The organism is Paenibacillus lentus (genome assembly GCF_042714055.1).
GTDB classification, from domain to species: domain Bacteria; phylum Bacillota; class Bacilli; order Paenibacillales; family Paenibacillaceae; genus Fontibacillus; species Fontibacillus lentus_A.
On the sequence record NZ_JBHGVC010000006.1, the window covers coordinates 17244 to 34083 of the forward strand.

Genomic DNA, 16840 nt, shown 5'->3' on the forward strand with positions numbered 1-16840 from the left:
TTATATATTACCGAATTGGTAATGTCAACATCTTACACTTTAGCCATCTCAAGATGCTGTCATACCAGTATGGTAATGATGTGTTTTATATTTTAAGAGTAAAATCAAAAGAGGGAGTGTCTATGCATACACTGGGCGATCGGATCAAGCATCTTCGAGAACTGAAAAACTTAACCCAAAAAGACCTCGCATCAAGAGCAGACTTAACGACAGTTCAGTTGTCGAGATATGAGACGAACGACCGGAAACCGGATCCCGAGTCGTTGAGAAGGATCGTCGATGCGCTGGATACGAACGGGGATTATTTGCTGGGACGGACTTCCGACCCTTCGCCAACGGAGGAAATGCAGGCAAGCATGTCTTTTTACGGCGGGCCTGAAGCATATACCGCGGACGAAATCGCTATGATGGAAGCTGCTTTGAAGGCTTACCGGGAACAGAAAAAGAAGCTGCTGGACAACCAGTCCAATAAATGAATATAATGAAGGCAACGCAATACAATTTTATGTATTAAATTCAGGTCCTTTCTTCCGGGACCTTTATTTACACCTTTAAACCGAACATACATTCCCACAAGAGGTGATATCCATGTTATTTTCCTATTATCAAGAGACCCATTTAGAGGAGTGGATCAACTCTAAATATCAAAGCAGCGGCCTGCTTGATGCGGAGCAGCATGATATTGAGCGGATTGCCGAAGCTTTTGACATAGAACTGGTATATGCAGCCTGTCCTTCCTTCTCGGATAACGAAGATCGGGTCATATTCCTGAATAAATATACCGATGACGCGATGGCCAGGGTCATTTTCTTTCATGAATTATGCCATGTCCTCAGGCATGCAGGAGACCAGCGCGTCATGCCGAGTCTATTCAAGCATGCCCAGGAGGCGGAGGCGGATCAATTCGTGCTGTATGCAGCGGTTCCTTTCTACATGTTCGTTAAATTACCTATACCGGATCAGCGGAGCGAGGCTATCCCTTATATCGCTGAAGCATTCCACATCCCGCTCGCATTGGCCGAGCAGCGGCTCGATCAAATTCAACGCCGTGTCCTGCAGGGCAGCCTCATCGCAGCCGCTCAGGAGGCCGAAAGAAAGCAACCGGAGCCCGAGGTTAAATGGTCTTTGGAAACGCAGCGGATTCTTTCCCAACTGGAAAAGCAGTTATCGGACAAGGAGTGAAGCGACGTGCGGATTAGAGCATATTGCGATTTCTACCACGAAGCCTACAGGCCACTGCAGCTTGTGATCAAGACGGAGCCCGGAGAGCTTGATTGGTCCAAGACATTATACATATCTCTGCCCGCTCCTCTTGAGCCCTTGGAGGCCGAGGATTACGGCGATGAACGAGGCGTGTCTGTTTTATTGGAAGATTTGGTGAGCCAGACGGATGAGGAGAACTGCCTTGGAATTCTGCTCTCGCAAATTTATGCCCGCCATGGAGAGCAGTTTGAGCTATTGATCATACAGATGGACGATGTGGAAGAGATTCTTTACCTGGACAGATACTACTGACAAGGCACGAGATACCGTAATATACTAGTTACTGTGATTGCAATGAATGCAAAAAGCTCCGGTTTCCCGGAGCTGAAGCTGTTTTTTATCCTTGCCAAGCTGATGATAGTATATTTTTACTTAAAGTCGTATCCCTTATCACAAGGCTAACCCATTCCCTGTTTCCCCTTAATAGACATCTACAATTGCTGTTGCTTCCAATCCATCATAAGTGACTGTTAATGTAACCCTTCCTCGCTGCAAACCGATAATATTTCCCTCTAAATCTACGTAGGCAATGGAGGGGTCGCTGCTGCTATAACTACTGATATTCGTAACCTGGGTAAAGTGATTGCCTAGTCGATAAGTAACCGCAATGTCCAGCGGCTCGCCGATATTGACACTGTACTCATCGGAATCGAATTTCAGATTTTCAAGCGAGGGTGATTCGTGATTATCACTAGTTCCAAATTTAAGCAAACTCTCCTTGGCAATAACAAGTACACCTCCATCCGATTCGACGATAACCTGTTCTAAATTGTTTACTACATGGAACCAAAGTACATCACCATTGGAATTTGTCTTATACAGCCCTTGCGTAGTGCCAAATAAAAATCCGTCAGGGATCGTTTCTAGTGAGATTACTTTCCCTCGCACCGCTAGCGTTTTACGCTGCTCTTCTTGATTGTTGGCATCATTTTTAATGAATACAACTTCATCATCTACATTTGCAGCTGCAATCATATATCCGCCATCAGCATTTGCGGCTACTTCCCCGCCAGTGAGTCCGCTATAAGTATTTGTCCAAACTACATCACCCTTGGAGTCTAACATCCAAATTCGGACAGTTCCTTCGATATGCCCTTCCGCAATATAACTACCATTTTCCAGTTCATGGATTTTATTGATGTAAAAATGCGGGCCTTCCCTCCCTCCAGCACCTAGTGATTTCCTAAGAATTACATCTCCAGTCGAGGATAACTTTCCTACATTATTAGATATAAATATAGATTTTGTACTTTCTATAAATTCAGCAAACACGAATCCACCGTCCTTAGATGAACGGATATCACTAAATTTGCCAAAAGCCCCGGAATTAAATGTGTTGCTCCACTGGATTAACCCGTTTTCGTCCAATTTTAGAAGATAATAATCGTTAAAATAAACTCCTCCAAACGTGCCTCCTAATAAATACCCACCATCCTGCGTAGAAACCGCCTTTTCAAAACTCACAATTTTTCCATTGTCGCTTCGCACTTCAAAGCTCTTCTCCCAGTATAGAGTACCCACTGAATCCGTCTTCGCGAAGTATACATTGTAATTCCTCTTATTTACGCCAATTACTGCATATCCGTCCCTTATCGGTTTTACGTGAAGTAATTCGACATTACTCCAGTAGCTTTGCTCCCATTCCAATAGGACGTCCCCTTCTGATGCGGAAGCCCAGCCTGTTGGTAGTGCTAACAATAATGCGATTGCTAATAACGCCGTGATTACCCGCTGCTTCAAAAGTACATAAAATTTGTTCATAATCTCTCCTCCAATAGTTAAGAATGTATGACTGCATTAGAGATTCATATGCTACATTTCATCTACATATCTTTAGACTATTTAAAAAATGAAAAAGAGAATTACTCGAAGTAACTGCTCCAAGTAATTCTCCTTCTATTGGGTTATTACTTCACTAAACAGACCGTTTTCTATTCAATTTAAGAACGGTCTGTTTGTTTATTTTCTCTAATTATGTATTTTTTGGTTCAATTTTCAAGTTTGTGATTCCAATCACCAGGCAGCTCCTATTCCTGCGTTATGCTTCTAATTGATTGGGTAAGGTTCATGATTGCATAACCGTTATTATGAAATTTGGGAGGTTAAATAAATGGATCAAGCTACGTTAAATGATTCTGCTCGTCAGATGCCCATGTTTTGTTTTCAATGCCAGGAGGCATCTAAAGGTACCGGATGCACGATCGTAGGGGTGTGCGGGAAGCCGCATGATGTCGCCAACCTTCAAGATTTGCTGATTTTCGTACTGAAAGGCATTTCGTTCTTCTGCATCGACACGGAGCTGCCTGAAGCGCTGGAGCAACGAACATCCGTCTTTATTATGGATTCGTTGTTCGCCACAATTACGAACGCTAACTTTGACCGGGACGTGTTCGTCGCAAAAATCCAGGAAGCGCTCGCTCTCCGCACCCAGGTCCGACAGCATTGGGATGAGCAGCACCCGGATAGTAAGACGCTGCTTCCGGATGCGGCCGTTTGGCATGGCGACAATGAACGAGCATTTGATGCCAAGGCGCAGCAAGTCGGTGTACTCGCCACAGAAAATATCGATATCCGTTCCCTGCGTGAACTGCTCACTTACGGACTCAAAGGAATGGCTGCCTATACGTATCATGCCCTCCAGCTAAATCATACCAGCCGTGAAGTGGATCAGTTCATGCGTCGGGCTCTGGCTGCCACTTTGGACGACTCGATGACGGTAGACCAGCTTGTCGCGCTGGTTATGGAGACGGGAAAATTCGGCGTAGATGCCATGTCCTTGCTGGATCAAGCAAATACAAGCACTTACGGTCATCCCGAGGTTACGAAAGTCAATATCGGCGTCCGTAACCGTCCAGGCATTTTAATCAGCGGGCACGACCTGAAGGATCTTGAGGAGCTGCTCCAGCAAACCGAAGGTACTGGCGTGGATGTGTATACGCACAGTGAGATGCTTCCGGCACACTACTATCCGGCCTTTAAGAAATACGAGCATTTTGTCGGTAATTACGGCAATGCCTGGTGGAAGCAAGCCAGTGAATTCGAAGACTTTAACGGGCCTATTCTGATGACGACCAACTGTATCGTACCGCCGAAGCCAGGTTACATGAATCGCATCTTTACGACGGGCAACACTGGCTATCCTGGCTTACAGCATATTCCGGATGGTGTAGACGGTCAGCCTAAAGACTTTTCCGAATTGATTGCCCTCGCCAAGCAATGCCAGCCTCCAACCGAGCTGGAGAACGGAGAAATCATCGGCGGATTTGCCCATAACACCGTAACGAGCATCGCTGATCAGGTGGTAGATGCCGTTAAAGGAGGGGATATTCGGCGTTTCTTCGTCATGGCCGGATGCGATGGTCGGATGAAATCCCGCAATTATTATACCGAGTTTGCTCAGCAGCTTCCCCGGGACACAGTCATTCTCACTGCAGGCTGCGCGAAATACAAATACAACAAGCTTGATCTCGGCGATATTGGAGGAATTCCACGCGTCCTGGACGCTGGTCAATGCAACGATTCCTACTCGTTAGCCATCATTGCGTTGAAATTGAAAGAAATATTGGGCCTCGAGGACATCAACGAGCTTCCGATCTCGTATAATATCGCCTGGTATGAGCAAAAGGCGGTCATCGTTCTGCTGGCTCTGCTCTATCTCGGGGTCAAAAATATCCATCTTGGGCCGACGCTCCCTGCCTTTCTCTCTCCGAACGTGGCTAAAGTGCTGGTGGATCAATTCGGCATCGGCGGCATCACGAATGTCGAGGATGACATGGAGATGTTCCTTGGGGCTTACGCGAATTAATTAAGGAGCCGTGCTGGAACACGACTCCCTGTACACTTGCCGCTTTAAAGAGCGGTCGGCTATAGGAAAAGTATTGCGAATCGGAGTAGACCGCTTCCTTTATCTAGAGGGCGGTCTACTTCTTTGTGTTTTGATTAACACTGGTTTCACAGATTTCTTCTATAATATAATGGCGCGTTGCCCGTGACCTCCTTGAACACCCGGCCAAAGTGCGTCACACTTCCAAATCCTACCCTCTTGGCGATCAAGTGAACCTTCATGGAAGAGTACTCCAGCAGCTTCTTGGCTTCCTTAATCCGGACGCTGTTCACATACTCTACGTATGTAAAGCCCGTCGCTTTTTTAAAGTACCGGCTCAAATAATAGGGGCTGATATAGAACTTGTCCGCCAGCAAATGCAGCGATAGTTCCTCCGTATAATGTTCGTTAATATAGCGAACGATCTCCGATATTCTTTCGTGCATGGAACTTGGCGAGGCTAGCAACTCCATAGTGTTCTGCTTAAAATGCCTGCAGCAGGTAATAAGCAGCTGTACGGCAAGCTTCTGCGCAAACAATTCAAATCCGCTCTCCTGTTCCTTCATTTCCTGAATAATAGCCCGAGACAGCGGCTCGATCGACAGTTGGTTACGCAAGGAACCGCTCACGATCAGATAATCTTGTTCCAGCAAAGGCCGAAGCGCTTCCTTATGGGAACCATCCGGCGAAAAATACTGCTCGTGTATATTAACAATGAGCCGCTCATGCTTCGGCTGGGCCGCATTGATCGTACGATGCAGAATATTCGGCGCAATAATGACCACATCACCCTCGTTGATCGCTATCGTTCGATCCTGAATAAAGATATTCCGCTGGCCGGACATCAAATAATAGATTTCGTACGTGCTGTGAAAGTGGCTGACCGGCATATGGTGACTTAACGCTTCCCGGTGGGACACCAGGAAATTTCCTGTGCTATTTTCAAAATAAAGATCGCCCAAACTGCTCCGCTCTCCTTCCCTAGCCGTTGTTGATGATGTTGATCTTAATATTTCATTATACCGCAAGAAATAAGAAGAAAGGGGATAAACCTGCAAAACATGTACATATTACGATGCTAGAATAGAGGTATAAACAAGAAGGAGGAAGGATATCCATGCCATCATCCACATCCCTTAAGACCCCGATTCAATGGGCGCAGCAAGCCTGCGAAGCGTTAATGGCCAAATTCGAGCCGGAGGATCTTCCGCCGGACCGGTTCCACTATCACCAAGGTGTCTTTCTGTCCGGCATGGAAAAATGCTGGCGGCAGACTGGAGAACAGAAGCTGTATGATTATATGAAACGGTGGGTAGACAGCCAGATTCTCAAGGACGGCAGCATCAAGAAATTCATGTCCGACGAGCTCGACGACATTCAACCCGGCGTGCTTCTCTTCACCCTCTATGAGCAGACAGGAAATGAACGATACAAAAAAGCGCTGCACAAGCTAGTGCCTCTGCTGAAGTCATGGCCGACGAATCCATCGGGCGGCTTCTGGCACAAAGGACATTATCCGAATCAAATGTGGCTGGACGGCTTGTATATGGCCGGCCCGATTGCCGTGCAATTTGCCAAGACGTTCGGCGACAGCGAATATTACTCCATGATGACCTTCCAGGCTCTCCTCATGGAGAAGCATACGAAGGATCCGGCCACCGGCTTGCTGTACCACGGCTGGGACGAAACCAAAGAGGCTGAATGGGCCGACCCTGTCACGGGTGTTGCGCCGGAGTTCTGGGGCCGCGCCATTGGCTGGTATCCCGTCGCTTTGCTGGAAATGTTCGAATATCTGCCGAACGACCATCCGGATAAAGCTGAGCTCGTGACTATTCTCCAGGATCTGCTTATCGCTCTGACGAACTATCAGGATCCCGCCACCGGATTATGGTATCAAGTCGTCGATAAAGGAGACCGCCCGGATAATTGGCTGGAAAACTCCTGTACAGCGCTGTATGTGCATGCCATTGCCAAAGCGGTCCGGTTCGGCTATTTGGACGCTAAATACATGGACTATGCCTGGAAAGGGTACCAAGGCGTAATCGATACGCTGAAGTTCGACGAGAACGGCAACGTCGTAATCGGCAACATTTGCATCGGCACCGGAATCGGCGACTACGCCCACTACATTGCCCGCCCTACCAGCGAAAACGATCTGCATGGAGCCGGCGCCTTCATTCTTATGTGCGTAGAGATGAGCCTGGCGGCAACATAATACCGGGTTCTACCACAGCTAAAAAGAGCCGGCATCCGCCGGCTCTCCATAAATCAGTTTTATACCTTAACTATTGATTTATTCCACGCTTTTTAACGATTCAATCATATTGATTCGGGATACCTTTCTCCGAAGCAGCAAGTTAGATAGAGTGGTGAGCAAGAATGCAAGAATGACTGAGATTAGCATAACAAACATATTTATTTGATCTGGGATTTGCTGATGGGTGCTCGACAGCGCCTCTATAATAATGGAATACATGTAGCCGCTGATCGGCAGTGCGATAATGACTGCAAAGGTGGTGAGTATCATGTTCTCAAAGAAGATAAGCCGGTTTATTTTGCTTTTTTGATAACCCAATACCTTAAGAGTGGCCAGCTCGCGATTCCTTTCATAAATATTTATGGAGGATATCGTGTAGATGGCACCAAACGAAAGAATGACGGCACTAATGATAAACATGATGAAGATAAAACTGTTTTGCTTCAGAATATATTGTGCGGATTCCTTCAAATCATCCTTGTCCGCGATTGTATCTACCTGATTGTCTTGTTCGAAGAACTGACGGACGTAAGTAAGGTCTGCGGCGCTGCTGGCTTTCACTAGAAGCGAGGTTGGGTTGTAGTCGATGCCAAAGCTATTGAGATACGCTGCCGTGCAATAGAACGACGGATTCGAATACTGATTGGATATTTGCGCAACCTTCATTTCGACCGCTTTATTCGCAAACGACGGATCGGTGAATTGGATTCGGATCGTATCCCCTACGGCAACCTTATAGTGATCCGCATACGATTTGGGTACCAGCACGCCGCTGTCCATAAGCGTAATTGGATTGTCGTTCTCGTCGAAAAATTGAATGAGAGCGTTGTCCTGCTCCGTAACGATCAACGTGGCGTTCTCATGATCATCGCCTTTGACGAATTCCACGGGAAAGGCCGATAGATAGTAGCTGCTCTCAATCCCAGCGGGCAGCTGTACCTTCTGAAGCTCTGCTTCCCTCGCATATTCGACCTTCAGATCATAGGTATTTACCTCTTCGATCTGGTCAGCCACCCTTTGCAAGGACGTTTGAGTCCCAAAAGCCGTGATCAATAACACCGTGCTCACCACAACGCCAACGGAGCTCGCTATCGCCTTGTGCTTATTAAGAAAAATGTTTCTCAAAATAAGCTTATAGCTATAGGAAATGCGTCTCCAGATTCCCGGAAACCGTTCGATGAGCAGCTTCTTCATCTTCTTCGGCGGTTTAGGCCTCATCGCCTGCGCTGCCCGTTCTCGCAGAATGCCTATGCCGCTCAGGTAACAAGCCAGCATGCCGAATGCGCTTGAGAACAGGATCGGCGGAATGACCGAGAAGGAGGATAGGGAGAAGGTGATGCCTGGTAGCGAGTAGGATCTGGCATTCGACGCCTCAATCATGGGAACGAATAGGATCGCCGAAACGACGCAGCCAAGAATGGAGCCTATGATGCCGACAAGCACCGGGAATCCCATGTAATGGAGCATGATGCTGCTGTTCTTCACTCCTAACGCTTTCATAATGCCTACTTGGTTCCTTTGCGAATCGATGATCCGAGACATGGTAAGGAAGAGAATGATCGCTTCGATCATAAAGAGAACCAACGGAATAACCTTGCTCATCAATTTATTGTTATAGATCGTTTGCTCTAGCTGCGAATAACTGAATGTCCGCTCTTTGCTGATTTGGCTTACATAGGAAAGATTCTTGGATTGTGCTTCAATGTTTTGGCTTAACTGGTTTACATCGTACCCTTCTTCCGCATCGATCAAAACTTCATTATAGTAAAGGCTACCGGCGATTCGAGGAACTCCCGCTTCAGCCACATATGCGAATCCAGACGTTTTATGGTTCTGGGTTTCGTTCTTTTTCGCATATTCCACATTCTCGCCCAAGGCGCTAATGGTGAACGCCACATTCTGATCGTTGACGCTTAACTGTATTTGATCCCCGACTTTGTACTGATGTTCCCTAGCGTAATGGGAATCCAGCAAGATTTGATCCTTGCGAGACGGAATGCTCCCCTCGATGATCGCAGGCGTATTAATGATATTGTTGGCAGGGATCGAATGGATCTTTAAGGTCGCTTTCGCATTGTCAAAAGATTGCGTCGCATCAAAGGTGTACCGTCCTTCAATTTTGTTTATCCCTTCGATTTTGCCTAACTCCTCCGTGTCCTGCTTGGAAATTCGGTCGTAGTAGACGTTCAAGTCGCTTAAATTATGCGCTTGAAAGTAGTCCTTCGAATAAGCGCTAAGATTATCGCTTAACGTAACTAGCCCCGTGTAGAAAAAAGCACCTACGGCAATAACAAGCACAAAGGCAAGAAACTGGCCGATCGATTGCTTGATATCCCTTAACAATTTCTTGAATAATTTCATCACCACTCAATCCCTTCAACGCTTTGTTTGTGCTCATTGACCGTTACGCTTTCGATTCTTCCGCTTTTCACCCGAATGATTTTATCCGCCATCGGGGCAATCGCGGAGTTATGCGTGACCAGCACAACGCACTTTTTCGTTTCACTGTTCAAATCCTGAAGAAGCTTCAATACGGACTTGCCGGTCACATAATCCAACGCGCCGGTTGGTTCATCACAGAGCAATAGCGAAGGGTTTTTGGCAACGGCGCGAGCTATGGCAACTCGCTGCTGTTCTCCTCCGGAGAGCTGGGACGGGAAGTTCTTTATCCGGTTCTTTAACCCGACTTTATTTAATATCTCTTTGGCATCCAAATGGTTTTTACATACTTCAGTGGCAAATTCAACGTTTTCTAAAGCGTTCAAATTGGGGATTAAGTTATAGAATTGAAAGACAAAGCCTACCTTCTCGGCGCGATATCCCGTGAGCTTCTTTTCGTTGAAGCTAGTTATATCCTGACTGCCGACAGTCACTTTACCCGAGGAAGCCGTATCCATGCCGCCAAGTATATTCAGAATTGTGCTTTTGCCGGCGCCGCTTGCCCCCAGAATAACGACGAACTCGCCCTCGTTAATAGAAAAGTCTACCCCGTTCAGCGCCTTGATTGGCACTTCGCCTATTTTGTATTCTTTCGTTACGTTTTTGAATTCGATTAATGTTTTCATAAATCTTATCTCCCCGTTATATATTTTTTACACTTCTAAAGCTCTCCCCTTAGCCATGAGCCTTGTGTATTTTCACGTATGCCAGTATACTACTCATGTAGCATACTATAATACAACAATTATATTGTCAATAATTGGACCTTGTGCAAAAAGCCCCCCTTTCTCTCTTCAGGCGATTTGCTATTGACATCTGTTTACGCATAAGTTATGGTTTGCTGCTAGATAGGTAACAAACTACGATATTAAGTGGTGAGGCAATGAACGTCACTTTCGACGATAAGCAGCCGATTTTTCAACAAGTAGCTCATATCATTGAGGACGATATCCTGAACGGAACCTACCGAGAGGATGAACAGATTCTTTCCGTGGCTCAGTTTTCTCAGCTATTTCAAATCAATCCGGCTACCGTAGTGAAGGGGATCGGCCTGCTCGTAAATGAAGGTATTTTGTATAAAAAAAGAGGGCTTGGCATGTATGTCTCAACGGATGCCAAACAAAAGATTCAGAATCAGCGAAGAGATCGATTCTACAAGGAGCTGCTGTCCAATCTGCTTTGCGAAGCCGATAAACTCGAGCTGACGACCGAAGATATCATTAACATGATCAAACAATTACGGAAGGAATGAATCTATTGTGAGCATCGTATTGAGCTGCGATAACTTAAACAAAAAATACGGTCGAACCTATGCATTACGGGATCTGGATATGCAGCTGGAGGAAAACGTTATTTACGGCTTGCTCGGGCGAAACGGTGCAGGCAAAACGACCTTGCTAAACATCATAGCAGGCGGAATCTTGGCGAACGACGGCTCCATTGAGATCAGAGGGAACAAGCTTAAAAAGGGAGAACTTCCTGAGGATTTCTGTTTCGTTCGGGAGAATAACAAGCACTTCGGAGGAGCACGAGTGATCGAGGCTTTGCAGCTTGCTGCGAATTTTCATCCCCATTGGGACTGGCCGTTTGCTCATAAGCTGCTTCAGACGTTTCAGCTCGATCCAAACAAAAAAATCAAACAGCTCTCAAGAGGCACGGAATCGCTAGTAGGAATTATCATCGGTCTGGCCAGCCGGGCGGCGTTGACATTATTCGACGAACCGGTGCTTGGACTTGATGTCTTGATGCGAGAAAAGTTTTATAAGGAGCTGTTAGAGGATTACGCCAATTACCCCCGTACGATTTTGCTTTCTACACATTTGATTGACGAAATCGCCCCAGTCGCAGAGCGGGTTTATATCATTGATCAGGGCTCTCTCCTGCTTCATGACGAGATTAATCGGTTACGCATGGCAGCTTATTTGATTCGCGGAAATTCGGATGCCGTGGCTTCGTTTACGGAAGGAAAGCGAGTTTTACATACGGAATCTTACGGCCACGGGAAGCTTGCCGCCATTTTCGAAATGTTGAACGATGGGGACAGGCTGCTGGCACGCCAACTAGACATTACGATTGAACATTTGACGCTTCAAAAGTTTTTCTCGTATTTGATCGAAGGGGGTCACTAAATTGAGTGCATTGGCCGTTCATTTAAAGGCGACCTATTTGCAATTGAGGATTTACATTTGGATGGTCATTATTTTCATCCTCCTTGGCAGGTTGGCGGAATTCATTGTTGGTCTCTTTATAGACATCAGCCAAAGCAAAGTACTTGCGGATGGCAACCTGCTGCTTCTCATTTTGCTCCTTATCGCAATCGTGCTTCCGCTTAGTTATTACCAACGCATCGTACATTTAGGCGCAAGCCGAAAACAATATTTTTTGGGCCTTCAATTCGTTTATGCCGTCTGGGCAGCAGCCATCGCTTTATTCAATTGTTTATGGCCAATGATTGAAGTGAATGTGCTCCATAAGAACACCGTTAATCTTATCGAAGCGTTCCGTTGGAATGAATTTGGCCTGGCAGGTTCTTTTATCTACCAAACCATTTTTTATTTGATGGTTATGGCGCTCCTTAGTATGCTGGTCTCCGGTTACTACCACTTTGCCGGTTGGCTGGTGTGGGCGCTGTTCATCGTGGCGATCCCGACTGGAACGGCGATTCCTTCGTTACGCGTTCATGTTGTTTCTTTTTTCGAAGCATTGTTATTCAACGGCTCGCTGCTCGCAGGCGTCGGATTTAATCTTGTGCTTTTCTTCTTATTCGTAGCCGGCGGTTGGTTTTTTACCAGGGAGAGAACACACTAAATATACTCGAAGGGTCCCTCTAAAATAGATTTAGAGAGACCCGTCTAGCTGGTTTTCTGTTGCCGTGAAATTATGCTCTATACATTGGCGTTCCTCGAACCGTTCAAGTAAATAGCAATTTATTAATGGAATTCATATCGTTTTTGGAGTCACTTCCTGCCAACTCTCGTGAACTTCAACTTTGAATACATCGCCATGGGGCCTGTGCGCCTTTGCGATGTATTTTTTATTGTCCGAAGTCAACACGGAGTCAACGCTTCGCTTCAATATTTTCAGCGCAGGATGAATCGAGCGTTCGATCATACTTGTCCCGATCAAAATTTTTGCCACCCGAATACCGGCCTCAACATCTTGCGCATCCAATAAGCGAGTACCGTCCCTGCGGCCCATGAACTGGGATTCTGCAAGTACTCCTTGTATTGATCGTTGATGGTATAAGTCCAAGTGGAAGTAGGGTTCTTCAGCCCGGACTTCTCCCACTTTGCCGGATCATTTGAACCTCCGAGCTTTGCGAGCATATTTGTAGACTCTCTATTTATTTTAGCTGGAATTTGCTCGTAGGCTTGGATGATTTGCATATGAAATTCGTCAATCGGGTTGCGGTTAGTAAGGCTCGTCAAATGGATGCTTTCGCGAATGTAAGAAACATATGCCAGATGGTCAGCCCAGAACTTGTCGATATAATAAAGCCGTACCCGCTGCTCCGAAGGACTCATCGGCGTCTCACCTTTCAAAATTCCAAGCCGCTCCTCGTATAGCATACGCCTCTGTTCCTCCACCATATCCGAATAGCGGTTCAATTCCTGATGGATATCAAAGTTTTGGCCCATAATAACGCGCTGAATATGCACAATTTTTCTGTGGAGCACCGACTCTCCGAGGGCTTCATCCTGCCTAAGTTTGCGTATTGCTTTATTAATTCCGAACCTAAGCATCAACTCGTCTTCCAAGCATATGAAAAATGCGGAAGCTCCCGGGTCGCCTTGGCGGCCGGATCGCCCGCGCAGTTGGTTGTCGATCCGCACGCTTTGGTGCATATGCGTACCAATCACGTACAACCCGCCCAGCTTGGCGACAACTTCTGCTTGCGTAGGGTTGCCGCCGCCGAGCCGAATGTCGACGCCGCGTCCCGCCATATTCGTAGACACCGTCACGGCGCCGATTTCTCCCGCTTTGGCGATGATCTCGGCTTCTTTTGCGTCGTTTTTCGCATTCAGAACATCGCAAGGCACGTGGGCAACCGCTAGCGCCTCCGCCAGTACGTCAGACTCCTCGACGCTTGAAGTACCGATGAGAATCGGACGTCCCGTAGTACGGACGGACAAGATTTCTTGTACAATCGCCTTAAGCTTGGCTTCTTTATGGGTATAAATCCGGAACGGATGGTCGATCCGTATGTTTGGCCGATTCGGCGGAATTTGCACGACCTGCAGCGCATAAATTGCTTCGAATTCCATTGCGGAAGCGTGCGCGGTCGCCGTCATTCCGCAAATCTTCGGATATAGGCTAAGAAAGTGTTGGAGAGTGATCGTACCAAGTATTTTCCCGCCGGCTAAGAGCTGCAGCCCTTCTTTGGCCGAAAGCGCAGCTTGCAGCCCATCCGGCAAATACCTGTTCTCCGCCACGCGGCCGGTATATTCGTCGATCAGCTCGACTTTACCGTCCCGGACGATGTAATCGACGTCTTTTTTCAATAACAATTCCGCATGCAGCGCACAATTTAACGACATTAGCAAATGACTATTATGGCTTTCGTACAAATTGCCGCATCCCAGCAGCGATTCCGCTTTCGCTGAGCCCGCTTCATTTAAATAAACGTTCCGCTTGAACTCATCGAAGTCGCAATGCTCATCTTGATCGAACTGCCTAGCCAATGCTGCGAAACGAATGCCGTCGTTGCTTGAAGAAGCCGGCTTGCCAGCAATGACTAGCGGCACCCGCGCTTCGTCGAGAAGCAGTGAATCCGCTTCGTCAACGATGACGTAGTGAAAAGGGCGATGCACGGTATCGGCTTCGTCTAGTGCGATCGTATCGCGCAAATAATCGAATCCCGCCTCTTTGGCCGTCACATAGGTTATATCCGCCGCGTACGCTTCCCGCTTCTCGGACAAGCTCATGCCCGCTTGAACCGCGTTTACCGTTAACCCGAGGAAGCGATAGATCGGGCCCATCCACTCCGCATCTCGATTTGCCAAATAATCGTTAAAAGTCAGCACATGAACGCCTTCCCCGGTCAGCGCATTTAGATAAGCAGGCATAACCGCAGAGAGCGTTTTTCCTTCGCCGGTATGCTGCTCGATCAAAAATCCCTCGTGCAGAGCGATGGCAGCCATGATCTGGACATCGTAGGGCTGTAATCCGAGCGTTCTCTTCGCTGCCTCACAAACTAGCGCATAGGCATCGGCAAGCAGCTCGTCCAAAGGCGTGCCCGATTTTGCTTCCTTTTTCAGCCGGAGAGATTCCGCTTGCAGCCGCTTTTCGTCCCAAGCCTCCAAATTCCGTTTCCTGATGACCTCCGCTTTGTTCCGATAGCCTTTCAACCTCTGTCGGTTATCGCGGTCTTTGAATTCTTGCATCAACCTGACAGCTAAATTCATCGGAATTGAATCCCTCCTTCCTACTCATCCTTTAACCGACGTTGATACAAAACAACAGACACAATCGTTAATACAACCGTCCAAACCAAAATAACGAGGAGAGGTTTTAATACATCTCCCGTCGTAAAGCCTATATTGGGTATACCTAGCAAATGCACAAGTTGACTGCTTGGCGCATACTCCAGCACTTTGAAGACCGGATAATCCTTTACTAGAAACGCTCCCCATGGTGCTGCAGTGAATACGAACGCCACAGGAAGTATAGATAATGATGCTTCAAGCAACGTCTTGGAGAATAAACCGCATATCGTCCCGGCTGCTATGTATAGAATAATCGAAAGAATGATTGCTGCCGCAAACGCCCATATACTAGCTGGCTCGTAGCCCATTATATACGTCGCAATAGCCAGAACAACAGCAGACGCTACAAAGACTAAAGTACTTTTACCGACTAAAACATCCATGGTCGTGGCCGGAGTCATCATTAATGACCGTAAAGTGTTACGCTCCTTTTCTTCCGCAAACAAGCTTACTTGTACTAAACACGTTAGTAACACAAATGAAGTATTAAGAACAAGACCGAAAGCGAAAGCTCCATTCGCAGATGGGCCTATACCCAAAATCGGGCCTGCACCTCGAAAAAGAAGTGCTAACATAATTGGGAAAATCAAACTAATGGAGATCGCATAATTGCGGGAAAATTCTTTGTAATCCTTCACAAATATCGCTCGCGCACGTTTTAATGAGATACTCATAGTAACTCACTTCCTGTCATTTTAATAAAGATATCACCTAGACTTGGCTCTTTCGTTTCCAAAGGATCAATGAATCCTCGTTTCATCCAATCGGCGATTTGATCGGCCGTCCCCTCGTCGATCGGGAGCTCGTAGGCTTCCCCATTGATTAAGTCAACACAAACTACGTTTTCCCGATGCTGTTTTTTAAGTTCCTTAGGGGAGCCGATGGTTTGGATTTGTCCCTGATACAAAATCGCTACACGGTGACATATCAATTCTGCCTCAGCCATATCATGCGTAGTTAAAAAAATCGTTGTCCCTTTCTCATTTAAATAGCGTAAGCCTTTATAAATATGTGCTGAGTTGACTGGATCTAAAGCCGAAGTAGGTTCATCCAAAAATAATAATTCCGGCTCATGGATCACCGCGCATGCCAACATGACACGCTGACGCATCCCTTTCGATAAGCGATGGACTTTCTTTTTGCGCTCTCCGCTTAAGTTAACAAACTGCAGCACCTTATCGATCGAAGATCTGGGAAGATCATATAACTTACGAACAGCTCCAAATTTTCCTCAACCGATAATCTTTCATATAGACCGCTGTTATCCGTCAAAATGCCAAAGCGCATCTTCTGTGCAGGCTGATGCATCATCTCCGCCGGCTGGCTAAATACACTTGCCTGTCCGCTTGTCGGATTTAACTGCGCCGTTAAAATTTTAATTAATGTCGTTTTTCCCGAACCACTCGAACCCAGGAAACCAAATATTTCCCCTTTCGGAATGGAAAAGGACACGTCCAATAACGCATCCTTATTTCCAAATCGCTTTCGAATATGCTCTACTTGGATCACATCCATGAACACCACTTCCTTGGAGTTGATGCCTTTAGCATATAAAGATTGCATGCTTCCAGC

15 protein-coding genes and 1 pseudogene are annotated in these 16840 nt (G+C 46.7%); 8 read left to right on the top strand and 8 right to left on the bottom strand.

The annotated features are described in order from the left end of the window. Positions 1-122 precede the first annotated feature (122 nt). From ACE3MQ_RS15345 to ACE3MQ_RS15355, 3 genes are all read left to right on the top strand, one after another. Positions 123-476: a helix-turn-helix domain-containing protein gene (locus ACE3MQ_RS15345; protein ID WP_379394152.1), complete on the top strand. Its 354-nt coding sequence runs from the start codon at positions 123-125 to the stop codon at positions 474-476. A gap of 112 nt (positions 477-588) precedes the next feature. Continuing rightward, a complete protein-coding gene (locus tag ACE3MQ_RS15350) occupies positions 589-1182 on the top strand; it encodes an ImmA/IrrE family metallo-endopeptidase (protein ID WP_379394154.1) in 594 nt (197 codons plus the stop codon). Between the two features lie 6 nt (positions 1183-1188). Continuing rightward, entirely contained in the window at positions 1189-1515 is a 327-nt protein-coding gene (locus ACE3MQ_RS15355) for a hypothetical protein (protein ID WP_379394156.1), read from the top strand. 168 nt (positions 1516-1683) lie between these two features. Here the strand turns inward: ACE3MQ_RS15355 and ACE3MQ_RS15360 are convergent, their stop codons facing one another. Continuing rightward, positions 1684-3024: a hypothetical protein gene (locus ACE3MQ_RS15360; RefSeq protein WP_379394158.1), complete on the bottom strand. Its 1341-nt coding sequence runs from the start codon at positions 3022-3024 to the stop codon at positions 1684-1686. Between the two features lie 349 nt (positions 3025-3373). Between ACE3MQ_RS15360 and hcp the strand changes: the two genes are divergently transcribed. Continuing rightward, positions 3374-5068, top strand: a complete 1695-nt coding sequence (hcp, locus tag ACE3MQ_RS15365; protein ID WP_379394160.1) for a hydroxylamine reductase — start codon at positions 3374-3376, stop codon at positions 5066-5068. A 146-nt stretch (positions 5069-5214) separates the two neighbouring features. Here hcp and ACE3MQ_RS15370 read toward each other — a convergent pair whose 3' ends face one another. Continuing rightward, positions 5215-6048, bottom strand: coding sequence for an AraC family transcriptional regulator (locus ACE3MQ_RS15370; RefSeq protein ID WP_379394161.1), 834 nt, complete (start codon positions 6046-6048; stop codon positions 5215-5217). A gap of 155 nt (positions 6049-6203) precedes the next feature. Here ACE3MQ_RS15370 and ACE3MQ_RS15375 point away from each other — a divergent pair, with 155 nt between their 5' ends. Further along, positions 6204-7301, top strand: coding sequence for a glycoside hydrolase family 88/105 protein (locus tag ACE3MQ_RS15375; RefSeq protein WP_379394163.1), 1098 nt, complete (start codon positions 6204-6206; stop codon positions 7299-7301). Positions 7302-7379: 78 nt separating this feature from the next. Here ACE3MQ_RS15375 and ACE3MQ_RS15380 read toward each other — a convergent pair whose 3' ends face one another. Next, the gene (locus tag ACE3MQ_RS15380; RefSeq protein ID WP_379394165.1) at positions 7380-9704 is read right to left on the bottom strand and encodes an ABC transporter permease; all 2325 of its coding nucleotides are present in this window, start codon (positions 9702-9704) and stop codon (positions 7380-7382) included. Beyond that, complete coding sequence (locus tag ACE3MQ_RS15385; protein ID WP_379394167.1) at positions 9704-10408, bottom strand: ABC transporter ATP-binding protein; 705 nt, start codon at positions 10406-10408, stop codon at positions 9704-9706. Before ACE3MQ_RS15385 ends, ACE3MQ_RS15380 begins: the two co-directional genes overlap by 1 nt. 257 nt (positions 10409-10665) lie before the next feature. Between ACE3MQ_RS15385 and ACE3MQ_RS15390 the strand changes: the two genes are divergently transcribed. Genes ACE3MQ_RS15390 through ACE3MQ_RS15400 form a run of 3 tightly spaced genes read left to right on the top strand, consistent with a single transcriptional unit; the run spans position 10666 to position 12590 of the window. Continuing rightward, entirely contained in the window at positions 10666-11034 is a 369-nt protein-coding gene (locus ACE3MQ_RS15390) for a GntR family transcriptional regulator (RefSeq protein WP_240479991.1), read from the top strand. 7 nt (positions 11035-11041) lie between these two features. Next, the gene (locus ACE3MQ_RS15395) at positions 11042-11911 is read left to right on the top strand and encodes an ATP-binding cassette domain-containing protein (RefSeq protein WP_379394169.1); all 870 of its coding nucleotides are present in this window, start codon (positions 11042-11044) and stop codon (positions 11909-11911) included. Between the two features lies 1 nt (position 11912). Beyond that, positions 11913-12590 (top strand): hypothetical protein, encoded by a 678-nt coding sequence (locus ACE3MQ_RS15400; protein WP_379394171.1) that lies wholly within the window; start codon positions 11913-11915, stop codon positions 12588-12590. Positions 12591-12722: 132 nt separating this feature from the next. On the opposite strand, the gene ACE3MQ_RS15405 is transcribed toward ACE3MQ_RS15400, so the two are convergent. The 4 genes and pseudogenes from ACE3MQ_RS15405 to ACE3MQ_RS15420 all read right to left on the bottom strand — a co-directional run bounded on the left by ACE3MQ_RS15405 (position 12723) and on the right by ACE3MQ_RS15420 (position 16783). After that, positions 12723-12908 (bottom strand): hypothetical protein, encoded by a 186-nt coding sequence (locus tag ACE3MQ_RS15405; RefSeq protein WP_379394173.1) that lies wholly within the window; start codon positions 12906-12908, stop codon positions 12723-12725. Beyond that, positions 12905-15187, bottom strand: a complete 2283-nt coding sequence (locus tag ACE3MQ_RS15410) for a preprotein translocase subunit SecA (RefSeq protein ID WP_379394175.1) — start codon at positions 15185-15187, stop codon at positions 12905-12907. Before ACE3MQ_RS15410 ends, ACE3MQ_RS15405 begins: the two co-directional genes overlap by 4 nt. A gap of 20 nt (positions 15188-15207) precedes the next feature. Next, a complete protein-coding gene (locus tag ACE3MQ_RS15415) occupies positions 15208-15942 on the bottom strand; it encodes an ABC transporter permease (protein WP_379394177.1) in 735 nt (244 codons plus the stop codon). Further along, positions 15939-16783: pseudogene (locus tag ACE3MQ_RS15420) on the bottom strand (ABC transporter ATP-binding protein). Before ACE3MQ_RS15420 ends, ACE3MQ_RS15415 begins: the two are co-directional and overlap by 4 nt. Between the last annotated feature and the right edge of the window lie 57 nt (positions 16784-16840).